Source organism: Glycomyces arizonensis DSM 44726 (genome assembly GCF_000482705.1).
Taxonomy (GTDB): Bacteria; Actinomycetota; Actinomycetes; order Mycobacteriales; family Micromonosporaceae; genus Glycomyces; species Glycomyces arizonensis.
The window spans coordinates 26,517-37,838 of the sequence record NZ_AXWO01000002.1; the positions used below are offsets into that span (position 1 = coordinate 26,517).

The 11,322-nt window shown below is 71.4% G+C and carries 9 protein-coding genes; 3 read left to right on the forward strand and 6 right to left on the reverse strand.

Annotated features, from left to right (window positions below):
* The first annotated feature begins 84 nt into the window (after positions 1-84).
* The gene (locus H613_RS0102815) at positions 85-717 is read left to right on the forward strand and encodes a hypothetical protein (RefSeq protein ID WP_211234681.1); all 633 of its coding nucleotides are present in this window, start codon (positions 85-87) and stop codon (positions 715-717) included.
* A gap of 12 nt (positions 718-729) precedes the next feature.
* Here H613_RS0102815 and H613_RS0102820 read toward each other — a convergent pair whose 3' ends face one another.
* Together H613_RS0102820 and H613_RS0102825 are read right to left on the reverse strand one after the other, a co-directional pair.
* On the reverse strand, positions 730-1,539 hold the full coding sequence (locus H613_RS0102820) for a siderophore-interacting protein (protein WP_026922608.1): 810 nt from the start codon (positions 1,537-1,539) through the stop codon (positions 730-732).
* 51 nt (positions 1,540-1,590) lie between these two features.
* Positions 1,591-2,610 carry an NADH:flavin oxidoreductase/NADH oxidase gene (locus tag H613_RS0102825; RefSeq protein ID WP_342673004.1) on the reverse strand — a complete coding sequence of 340 codons (1,020 nt, stop codon included), beginning with the start codon at positions 2,608-2,610 and terminating at the stop codon, positions 1,591-1,593.
* Positions 2,611-2,764: 154 nt separating this feature from the next.
* Between H613_RS0102825 and H613_RS0102830 the strand changes: the two genes are divergently transcribed.
* Positions 2,765-3,235: a MarR family winged helix-turn-helix transcriptional regulator gene (locus H613_RS0102830; RefSeq protein ID WP_051392868.1), complete on the forward strand. Its 471-nt coding sequence runs from the start codon at positions 2,765-2,767 to the stop codon at positions 3,233-3,235.
* Here H613_RS0102830 and narI read toward each other — a convergent pair.
* The 4 genes from narI to H613_RS0102850 are packed head-to-tail and all read right to left on the reverse strand — an operon-like array spanning position 3,232 to position 9,990.
* Positions 3,232-3,975, reverse strand: a complete 744-nt coding sequence (narI, locus tag H613_RS0102835) for a respiratory nitrate reductase subunit gamma (RefSeq protein ID WP_026922611.1) — start codon at positions 3,973-3,975, stop codon at positions 3,232-3,234. The two genes, H613_RS0102830 and narI, sit on opposite strands and share 4 nt — an antisense overlap.
* A complete protein-coding gene (gene narJ / locus H613_RS0102840; RefSeq protein WP_026922612.1) occupies positions 3,972-4,637 on the reverse strand; it encodes a nitrate reductase molybdenum cofactor assembly chaperone in 666 nt (221 codons plus the stop codon). The genes narI and narJ overlap by 4 nt, the downstream gene beginning before the upstream one ends.
* Entirely contained in the window at positions 4,634-6,322 is a 1,689-nt protein-coding gene (narH, locus tag H613_RS0102845) for a nitrate reductase subunit beta (RefSeq protein ID WP_026922613.1), read from the reverse strand. The genes narJ and narH overlap by 4 nt, the downstream gene beginning before the upstream one ends.
* Positions 6,322-9,990 (reverse strand): nitrate reductase subunit alpha, encoded by a 3,669-nt coding sequence (locus tag H613_RS0102850; protein WP_026922614.1) that lies wholly within the window; start codon positions 9,988-9,990, stop codon positions 6,322-6,324. The genes narH and H613_RS0102850 overlap by 1 nt, the downstream gene beginning before the upstream one ends.
* Before the next feature lie 137 nt (positions 9,991-10,127).
* On the opposite strand from H613_RS0102850, the gene H613_RS0102855 reads away from it, so the two are divergent.
* Complete coding sequence (locus tag H613_RS0102855; RefSeq protein WP_026922615.1) at positions 10,128-11,318, forward strand: MFS transporter; 1,191 nt, start codon at positions 10,128-10,130, stop codon at positions 11,316-11,318.
* Positions 11,319-11,322: the final 4 nt, after the last annotated feature.

Below are 11,322 nucleotides of genomic sequence, written 5' to 3' on the forward strand. Positions count from 1 at the left end.
AAGGGCTCCAATCGACAAGCGGCTGCGTTCGACGGATATCAGTGTTCAAAGATCGGGGTGGCTCGGTGAGCAGCCGAAGCGACCTTGGACGATACGCTCCTGATCGGATCATCCATCGACACGCGAAGGACACCGGTGATCGATTCCACTACCCCGACCGAGGGCGACAGCGAATGCGAGGTGTTGCTCATCGGTGGGCGTTCAGGGGTCGGCAAGAGCACGGTCGCTTGGGAGGTCTCCAACCAGCTGCAGCACCTCGCGGTGGCGCATGCCTTTATCGAGGGCGATTTTCTCGACCAGGTCCACCCCGTGCCCGCAGATGACCCGCACCGCACGAGGATCACGAGCCGGAACCTGGCCGCGATCTGGGCCAACTACCGCGAGTTGGGGTGTGCGCGCCTGATCTACTGCAACACCGTGGCGGTCCTGGAATCGGCGATGATCACCGGCGCGATGGGCGGGGCGGTCAAGCCGATCGGGGTCCTGCTGACCGCCGAGGCCGCGGTCGCGGCCGAGCGCTTGCGCGGTCGTGAGATCGGCGGCGAACTCGAAGCGCATCTGGAGCGCGGCGCCGATGCGGCGACCTACCTTGATGCCCACGCCCCGGCTTGGGTGCACCGCTTGCCGACCGATGGCCGATCGGTCGCGGCGATCGCGACGGCGATCGTCGCGCTCACCGGCTGGAGCGGGCACCGCCAAGACGTCGGCAACCCTTGAAGACCGCCGGTCTCATACCTGCGGGTCGAATTCGCGCTTCGTGGCCTGCCAGGCGTCCTCGTTGTGGCCCAGTCTCCAGTAGCCGGAGATCGACACCCGCTCCTTGGCCAGGCCGCGCTCCTTGCGCAGCAGCGGCCGCAGTTCCTTCACGAAGCCCGCTTCGCCGTGCACGAACGCCTGGACGTCTCCGCTCAGGTCGAGTTTCCGCACGGCCTCGACCAAGCGCTCACCTACTCGTGCGCCGCTGCGGTGGAGCCAGGTCAGTTCCACGTCTGCCGCTGATTCCAGCTTCTGCTCTTCTTCCGGCCCCGACACCTCGATGAAGGCGCGGGCCTTGGCTCCTGCCGGGAGGCGCTCCAGCGCCGCCGCTATCGCGGGCAGTGCGCTCTCGTCTCCCGCCAGCAGGTGCCACTCGGCGTCCGGCGCCGGGGCGTACCCGCCGCCCGGCCCCGCGAAGCGCAGCACTTCGCCCGGCTTCACGTTCGCCGCCCAAGGCCCCGCTATGCCCTCGTCGCCGTGGACGACGAAGTCCAGCCACAGCTCTCGCGCGTCCGCGTCCCACCGCCGCACCGTGTACGTGCGCGTGACCGGCCACTGCTCGCGCGGCAGCTCCTCGCGGATGCGCTGGAGGTCGAACGGCTCGGGGTACTCCACGCCCGGCCTGGGGAACTGGAGTTTGACGTAGTGGTCGGTGAACTCGCCGGCACCGAACTCCTCCGGGCCGGCGAGCACCACGCGGACCATGTGCGGCGTGAGCCGCTCGGTGCGCCGCACCTCGGCGGTGGTCAGGCGCGGCGTCCGTCGCGCGCGGGGATCTGCCATCGTGCTCCTTCGAGAAAACTGGTCACTTAGGCAGACCTTAGCTCGATGCCGTCAGCTCCGGGCGTACTGCGGCGGAGCGGCCACCGGGCGTTCGGTGGCGGCGACGCCGAGTTCGCGGGCGGCCCGGCGCGGCCAGTACGGGTCGCGCAGGAGCTCGCGGCCGAGCAGGACGACGTCGGCCTCGTCGTCGGCGAGGATCTTCGCCGCCTGGGCCGGTTCGGTGATCAGGCCGACGGCGCCGACCGCCATGCCGGTCTCGTGCTTGACGCGCGAGGCGAAGGGCACCTGGTAGCCCGGTCCGCTCGCAACGCGAGCGTGCGGCACGTTCCCGCCACTGGAGACGTCGAGCAGGTCCACGCCGTGGGCGGCGAGCAGCGGCGCGAGGCGCACCGTGTCGTCGGGCGTCCACCCGTCGTCGCCCGCCCAGTCGGTGGCGGAGACGCGGAACAGCACCGGCAGACGCTCGGGCCACACCTCGCGCACCGCGTCCACGACTTCGAGGGGGAACCGGACGCGGTTCTCGAACGAGCCGCCGTACTCGTCCTCGCGCCGGTTGGCGAACGGGGAGAGGAAGCTCGACAGCAGGTAGCCGTGCGCGCCGTGGACCTCGACGACCTCGAAGCCCGCTTCGAGTGAACGCTTCGCGGACTCGGCGAACTGGGCGGCGATGCCGCGCAGTTCTTCGCGGGTCAGCTCGTGCGGCACGGCGTGGTCCTCGTCGAATGGGACGGGGCTGGCGCCCAGCGGCGTCCAAGCGCCCACGGGCCCCTCGCCTTCCCACGGCGGCGCGGTGGACGCCTTGCGCCCGGCGTGGGCGAGCTGGATGGCGGCGACGGCGCCGTGCGAGCGGATCTGGTCGACCAGGCGCGTGAAGGCCCGCGTCTGCACGTCGTTCCACAGGCCCAGGTCGTTCGGGCTGATGCGCCCCTCGAAGGAGACGCCGGTGGCCTCGGCCATGACCAGCCCGGCCCCGCCGACGGCTCGGGAGACGTAGTGCTGGAGGTGCCAGTCGTTCGGGGCGCCGATGTTCTCGCCGTCGCTGTCGGCGCTGTACTGGCACATCGGCGCCATCCACACCCGGTTGGGGATGTCGAGTTCGCGCAGGCGAATGGGCTCGAAGAGTGAGGTGGACAAGGCGGTTCCCTTCATGAGGTGTACGGGACGTATAATACTTGCAAGCGCCTTATATTGCAAGCGGTCGTAATTGATGTGCGGTACCATTGGGATGTCATCCGTCACCGGAGGAGGAACCGTGTCCACCGCACCCCAGGCGCGCACCGCGTTGGCGCAGAACTGGTGCGCTCTCTCGGCCCTGCACGAGCGCATCGAGGCCCGCATCGAGCGCCGCCTCCAGGCCGAGCATGGGCTGAGCGTCCGCGAGTTCTCCCTGCTGAACGTCCTCAGCCGCCAGAAGGACGGACATCTCCAGATGCGCGAGGTCGCCGAGGCGGTCGTGCTCAGCCAGAGCGCCACCACCCGCCTCGTCACGCGACTGGAGGACCGCGGCCTCCTGGAGCGCACCATCTGCGCCGACGACCGCCGCGGCATCTACACCGACGTCACCGCGTCCGGCGCTTCCCTGCTGGCCTCCGCCCGTCCCACGAACGACGCCGCGCTCCGCGAGGCCCTCGACGAGGCGAGCGCCGACCCCGAGCTCAAGCCGCTGGTCGAGGCGCTCGAGCGGGTGAGCGTCTAGCCCCAGCCGCGGCGGATCGGGCGCGTCGCCTCCGCCGGGACGCGGTCGCGCGAGCGGTAGACCACATAGGGCCGGAACAGGTACCACACTGGAGCGCTGAAGGCGTGGACGAGGCGGCTGAACGGGAACAGCGCGAACAGCGCCAGGCCGATCAGCGCGTGGATCTTGAACCCGAGCCCGGCCGCCGACATGGCGTCCACATCGGGCTGGAGGATCCAGATGCTCCTGAACCACACCGAGACCGTCTCCCGGTAGTCCCGCTCGTGCCCGCCGGTGATTCCGGTATAGGCGGACAGCAGGGTCACGGCCAGACCCGAGACGATGGCGGCGGTCAGCACCAGGTACATGGTCTTGTCGTTGACGGTGGTGGCGCTGAACACCGGGCCGGTGGTGCGGCGGCGGTAGATCAGCAGCGCGATCCCGCCGAGCGTCGCCACCCCGGCGATGATGCCGAGTGACAGGGCCATGACGTGGTACGCCGCCTCGCTCAGGCCCGTCGCGCTCGTCCACGACTCGGGGATGAGCAGCCCGATGACGTGCCCGACGATGACCACTAGGAGTCCGAAGTGGAACACCGGGCTGGCGACGCGCAGCAGCCGCGACTCGTACAGCTGCGAGGAGCGCGTGGTCCAGCCGAACCGGTCGTAGCGGTAGCGCCAGATCGTGCCGCCGACGAACACCGCGATCACGACGTACGGCAGCGCGCCCCACAGCAGGTACTCGACCGAGCTCGCGCTCATCGCGGCCCTCCGGTCCTCGACGGCATGCCCAGCGCGACAGCGCTGTCACGGCTCGGCGGGACCGCGCCGTAGGGCTCCAATCCGACGTCCTCGGACGGCGGGCCCGTCTCGGCCAGGCGTATTGCCCGCTTGAGCGCTTCGTCGCCCGGCGGTGGCAGTGTCGCGGCCACGGCGTCGAGAACGTCGGCGTACGGCGTCCTGGATTCGCGGAGCGCGGTGCGCAGCAGCTCGATGCCCGGCCGGAACGTCGCCAGGAGCCGCTCGCCCCACTCGCGGTCGCCGCGCGCGGCGAACTCGAGCAGCACGGCCAGGTGATCGGGCAGCTCGGCCCCGTCGACCAGCCAGCCGCAGCCGCGGTAGACCTCTTTGATCCGCGCGAGCGCGTGGCCGCGGCGCCTCGTGTCGCCGTCGGTGTAGTACGTCATGTGCAGCGCCCGGCGCCGCTTCAGGTCGAAGGTCCGCACGTAGTGCTCGCCGAGTTCGAGTTCCGGCGTGGACGATGCGTGCTCGCAGAACCTCGTCAGCGGCGCGCCGCAGGAGGCCGGGAGTCCCGCCGCCGCCCGGCGCACCAGGTCGAACCTGGCGCGGCATTCGGCGTCCGGGTAGCACAGGAGCACCGCCGCGGCCTGCCTGGCGACGGCGCGCTGGTCCGCAGTGGTCACGATGCCTCCTCGTCTTCGTGCCGGTGCGGGAACAGCCCCGGCGGGCGGCCGTTGCCGTCCCAGTTGAGCAGGTTGAACCGCTTCGGCGGCCCGGCCCGGCCGTCGCTGGTCTGCCGGTTGCGCAGCGCGTGGAAGTTCTCCACCGACGCGGGCCTCGGCTGCCCCGAGGCCTCGCCGAACGGCACCGGGCCGCCCATGCCGCCCATGCCCGGCCCGCCCGAGAAGTCGAGCGAGCACCCGACCTCGTCGATGACGCCCCGGTCGGCCTCGTCCACGCCGTACGCCGTGGGGATGACGTACCGCTCGTCGTACTTGGCGAGGGCGAGCAGCCGGTACATCCGCTCGATGTCGCCGCCGGTCATGCCGACGGCCTCGGCGATCGACTCGTCGGCCTCCTCGCCGAGGTTGACGCGGCGCATGTACGAGCGCATCGCCGCCAGCCGCCGCAGCGTCCGCTCCACCGGCTCAGGGTCCCCCGCGGTGAACAGCTCGGCGAGGTAGTCGACGGGGATGCGCAGCGTCTCGATGGCGCCGAACAGGTTGCCGGCGTCCTCGCCGTCGTGCCCGGTCGAGGACAGCGCGTCCACCACCGGCGAGAGCGGCGGGATGTACCACACCATCGGCAGCGTCCGGTACTCCGGATGCAGCGGCAGCGCCACGCCGAACCGCTTGGCCAGCAGGTAGACCGGGCTGCGCCTGGCCGATTCGAGCCAGCGCTCGGGGATGCCGTCGCGGCGGGCCGCGGCCTGGACGTCGGGGTCGTCGGGGTCGAGGAAGACGTCGAGCTGGGCCTCGTAGAGGTCCTGCTCGTCCTCGACGGCGGCGGCCTCGCCGACGCGGTCGACGTCGTAGAGGACGACGCCGAGGTAGCGCAGGCGCCCCACGCACGTCTCCGAGCACACCGTCGGCAGCCCGACCTCGACGCGCGGGTAGCACAGGGTGCACTTCTCGGCCTTGCCGGTCTTGTGGTTGAAGTAGACCTTCTTGTAGGGGCAGCCGGTGACGCACATCCGCCAGCCGCGGCACTTGTCCTGGTCGACCAGGACGATGCCGTCCTCGCTGCGCTTGTACATCGCGCCCGAGGGGCAGGAGGCGACGCACGAGGGGTTGAGGCAGTGCTCGCAGATCCGCGGCAGGTAGAACATGAACGTCTCTTCGAAGGAGAACTTCACCTGGTCGCCGAGGCGCTGCACCATCGGGTCGGCCGAGCCGAGCGCCTCGCCGCCGCCGAGGTCGTCGTCCCAGTTCGCGCTCCAGGAGATGTCCATCGGCTCGCCGGAGATGAGCGAGCGCGGCTCGGCCACGGGGATGTCGTCGCCCAGCGGCGCGGTGACCAGGTGCTCGTAGTCGTACGTCCACGGCTCGTAGTAGTCCTGAAGGGACGGCAGCTTCGGGTTGGCGAAGATCGTGAACAGCTTCTTGACCCGGCCCCCGGCGCGCAGCTTCAGTCTCCCTCCCGCGGTGCGCCTCCAACCGCCCTGCCAGCGCTCCTGGTCCTCGTACCGCCGCGGGTAGCCCTGCCCGGGCCGGGTCTCGACGTTGTTGAACCACACGTACTCCACGCCCGAGCGGTTCGTCCACGCCTGCTTGCACGTGACCGAGCAGGTGTGGCATCCGATGCACTTGTCGAGGTTCATCACCATGGCCACCTGGGCCATGACCCTCCCGATCCGCTCGCCGCCCATCAGTAGCGCACCTCCCGCGTCCGCTTGCGCACGACCGTGACCTCGTCCCGCTGGTTGCCGGTGGGCCCGAGGTAGTTGAAGCCGAAGCTGAGCTGGGCGTAGCCGCCGATGAGGTGGGTCGGCTTGACCATCAGGCGCGTCAGCGAGTTGTGGATGCCGCCGCGCCTGCCGGTGGTCTCGGTCTTCGGCACGGCGATCAGGCGCTCCTGCGCGTGGTACATGTAGACGGTCCCTTCTGGCATCCGGTGGGAGACGATGAGCCTGGCGGCGACGACGCCGTTGCGGTTGACCGCCTCCACCCAGTCGTTGTCCGCCGCCCCGATGACGCGGGCGTCGGCCGGGCTCATCCAGATCGTCGGCCCGCCCCGCGAGAGGGTGAGCATGAGCAGGTTGTCCTGGTATTCGGAGTGGATGGACCACTTGGAGTGCGGCGTGAGGTACCTGACGACGACCTCGCGGTTCCCCTTCCGGCCGAGCTCCGGCTCGGCGAACAGCGCGGCCATGTTCAGCGGCGGCCGGTAGACCGGCAGGGCCTCCCCGAACTCGTGCATCCAGTCGTGGTCCACATAGAACTGCTGTCTGCCGGTGAGGGTGTGCCACGGCTTGTCGTGCTCGGTGTTGATCGTGAACGGCGAGTACCGCCGGTCGTGCGACTCCTTGCCCGACCACTCCGGGCTCGACCCGACCGTGGTCGGCCCGCGCTGCGTGTCGGTGAAGACCACGCGCCGCTCGGCCGAGCCGTGGACGAGCTCGGCCATGTCGGTGCCGCACCGTTCGGCGAGCCGCTCGAAGCCCTGGGCGGCGAGCCGCCCGTTGCTGGTGCCCGACAGCGCCAGGATCATCTCGCACGCCTTGATGTCGGTGTCGATGCTCGGCCTGCCCGCGGCGGGCCCTTCCGCGACGCGGCCGTTGCGCTCGCCGAGCCAGCGGATCTCCGCGTCCGGGGTGAACGTGACGCCCTTGACCGGCACCCCGGCGGTCTCCACGAGCGGGCCGACGGCGGCCAGCTTCGCGGCCACGGCGGTGTAGTCGCGTTCGACGGCGACGATGTCCGGCATCGTCCGGCCGGGGACCGGCGCGGTCCCGTCGCGCCGCCAGTCGGGGGCGGTGCCGCCGCTCTGGGCCATCTCGCCGGGCGTGTCGTGCTGGTGCGGCACGGCGACGAGGTCGGTGACGGTGCCCAGGCGGCGCTCGGCGAGCTCGGAGAACCGCCGCGCGAGCGCATGGAACGCGTCGAAGTCGGTGCGGGCCTGCCAGGGCGGGTCGATCGCGGGGGAGAAGGCGTGCACGAACGGGTGCATGTCCGTGGTGGACAGGTCGTGCTTCTCGTACCAGGTGGCCGCCGGGAGCACGATGTCCGACATGATCGTGGTGCTCGTCATGCGGAAGTCGAGCGACAGGAGCAGGTCGAGCTTGCCCTCGGGGGCCTGCTCGTGCCATTCCACCTCGGACGGACGGTGCTGCATCCCGGCCTCGGCGCCCTGGACCGAGCCGGTGGTGCCCAGCAGGTGCCGCATGAAGTACTCGTCGCCCTTCGCCGACGATCCGAGCAGATTGGACCGCCACACCGTGAGGATCCTCGGCCAGTTCCCGGGCGCGTCGGGGTCCTCGCAGGCGAACCGCAGCTGCCGCGTGGCCAGGAGCTCGGCGATGTACTCGCCGGGGCTCTTGCCCGACACGGCGGCCTCGCGGCCGAGCTTGAGCGGGTTGCGGTCGAAGGTCGGGTAGGACGGCATCCAGCCCATGCGCGCCGAGGCGGCCACCAGGTCGGCGGTGTGCCGCCCGGCCAGCGTGCGCGGCCCGGTGGCCGACAGCAGCGCGTCGGCGCCGTAGGTGTCGTAGCGCCACTGGTCGGTGTGGAGGTAGAAGTACGGGGTGGCGGCCATGAAGCGGGGCGGCCGCGTCCAGTCCATCGCCGAGGCGTACGCGGTCCACCCGGCGAGGGTCCGGCACTTCTCCTGCCCGACGTAGTGCGCCCAGCCGCCGCCGTTGACGCCCTGGCAGCCGGTCAGCAGCAGCAGGGTCAGGAACGCGCGGTACATGGTGTCGCCGTGGAACCACTGGTTGGTGCCGCCGCCGAGGACGATCATGGCCCGCCCGCCGCTGGCGTCGGCGGTGTCGGCGAACTCGCGGGCCAGCCGGGCGGCCTGCGCGGCCGGGACCGAGGTGATCGCCTCCTGCCAGGCGGGCGTGCACGGCTGCGAGGCGTCGTCGTAGCCGCTCGGCCACTCGCCGGGCAGGCCCGGGCGGTGCACCCCGTACTGGGCCATGAGCAGGTCGAACACGGTGGTGACCCAGCGGCCCGCGACGCGGCGGACCGGCACGCCCCGCACCACCTGCTCGGCTTCGCCATCGAAGCGCGGCAGGTGGACCTTGACGGTCTCGGCGCCGGGGCCGTCCATGCTCAGGCGCGGCACCCGCCCTTCGAGGTCGAGGTTCCACCGGCCGGGCCGGTCGGGGTCCCAGCGGTGCCCGAGCGTCCCGCCGGGCGCCACGACCTCGTCGGTGGCCTCGTCGACGAACACCGGCTTCCACTCCCCGTAGGGCTCCTCGCCCGGCAGCGATGAGCGCATGAGGAACTTCCCGGGCGCCAGTAGCCCGTCCCGTTCGGACAGCTCCACGAGGAACGGCAGGTCGGTGAACTTGCGGACGTAGCGCTCGAAGCGCTCGCGGCTGCCGTTCGCGAAGCACTCGGTGAGGATCACGTGCCCCATCGCCATCGCGAGCGCGCCGTCGGTGCCCGGGTGCGGCGCCACCCACTCGTCGGCGAACTTCACCGCGTCCGAGTAGTCGGGGGAGACGACCACGACCTTCTGGCCCCGGTAGCGGGCCTCGGCCATCCAGTGCGCGTCCGGGGTGCGCGTGACCGGGACGTTCGAGCCCCACAGCACCAGATAGGCCGCGTCCCACCAGTCCCCGGACTCGGGCACGTCGGTCTGGTCGCCGAACACCTGCGGGCTGGCCACCGGCAGGTCGGCGTACCAGTCGTAGAACGACAGCATCGAGCCGCCGATCAGGTTCACGAACCTCGCCCCGACCCCGTGCGAGACCTGCGACATCGCCGGGATCGGGCTGAACCCGGCGATCCGGTCGGGACCGTACTGCGCGATCGTGTAGACGTGCGCCGCCGCGGCGATCTCGATCGCCTCGTCCCACGAGATGCGCACCAGGCCGCCCTTGCCGCGAGCCGACTGGTAGCGCAGGCGCTTGACCGGGTCCTCGGTGATCTCCGACCACGCCAGGACCGGGTCGCCGAGCCGGGCCTTGGCCTCCCGGTACATCGCGATGAGGACGCCGCGCCCGTACGGGTAGCGGACCCTGGTGGGGGAGTAGGTGTACCAGGAGAACGCCGCGCCCCTCGGGCAGCCGCGCGGTTCGTACTCGGGCCGGTCGGGGCCCACCGACGGGTAGTCGGTCGCCTGCGTCTCCCAGGTGATGATCCCGTCCTTGACGTAGACGTTCCACGAGCACGAGCCGGTGCAGTTGACCCCGTGCGTCGAGCGCACCACCTTGTCGTGGCTCCACCGGTCCCGGTAGAACACGTCACCGGCGCGGCCGCCCTCCTTGAACACCGCGCGCATGTCGGGGGTGCCGCCCGCGCGGGTGAGGAACACGCCGGTGCGCAGCAGCAGGTCGGCCGCGCCGCCGGCGCTGTCGGACTGGGCCACGTCGGCCCCCTCTCAGATCCGGTGACCGGGGAACACACGCTCACTTTAGATACTTTTGTCCCTTGAGACCGGTGCATTGGTCATACTGTGCCCGGACCGGCCCTCACGCGGGTGCGGGCCCGCGAGGAGGACGGCCGATGAGCACTGGCACCGGCGAGACGCAGGCCGCGCCGCGCGGCGCGGCGGGCGTCAACCTGGCGCTGGCGACGGCCGTGTTCGTGCTGACGTTCTGGGCGTGGAACCTCGTCGGGCCCCTCTCGCGCACCTACTCCGAGCGCCTCGGCCTCGGCCCGACGCAGACGGCGATCCTCGTGGCCTTCCCGGTCCTGGTCGGCGCGGTGGGCCGCATCCCGGCGGGCATCCTGACCGACCGCTACGGCGGCCGCCGCATGTTCACCGCGATCTGCCTGGTCAGCACCGTCCCGACCGCTTTGGTCGGCTTCTCGGCCGATTCCTATGCGGCCCTGCTCGTCTCCGGGTTCCTCCTCGGCATCGCCGGGACCTCCTTCGCGGTCGGCGTCCCGTTCGCGAACGCCTGGTACCGGCCCGAGCGGCGCGGCTTCGCCACCGGCGTCTTCGGCGCGGGCATGGGCGGCACGGCCCTGTCGGCGCTGCTGACGCCGCCGCTGGTCGATCGGCTCGGGCTGCTCTGGACCCACCTGGCCATGTGCGCCGCGCTCATCGCCGCGGCCGCCGTCGCGTGGGCGGCCATGCGCGACGCGCCGGATTGGCGGCCGAACCGCGAGCCCGCGCTGCCGCGCTTCGCCGCGGTCCTCAAGCGCGGGGACACCTGGCAGCTGTCCATGCTGTACGCCCTGGCGTTCGGCGGCTTCGTCGCGTTCTCCACGTACCTGCCGACGATGCTCACCACCGCCTACGGCTTCGCCCAGACCGAGGCCGGGGTGCGCACCGCCGGGTTCTCCCTCGCCGCCGTGGTCGCCCGGCCGCTCGGCGGCGCCCTGTCCGACCGGATCGGGCCGGTCAAGGTGTGCCTGGCATCGTTCTTCACCGCCGCCGCGATGGCCGTCGGGCTGTCCTTCGACCCGCCCGCCGAGATCCGGGCGGGCGTGTGCTTCGTGCTCATGGCCGTCGCGCTCGGACTCGGCTCCGGCGGCGTCTTCGCGCTCGTCGCGAAGCTCATCGAACCCTCGCGCGTCGGCACCGTCACCGGCGTGGTCGGCGCGGCCGGGGGCCTGGGCGGTTACTTCCCGCCGCTGGTGATGGGCGTGGTGTTCCAGGCGAGTGGCGCCTATACGATCGGCCTGCTCCTGCTGGCCGCCGCGGCCCTGGGCGTCGGCCTGTTCACCCTCCGGGCCTTCCGGGTCTAGGGCG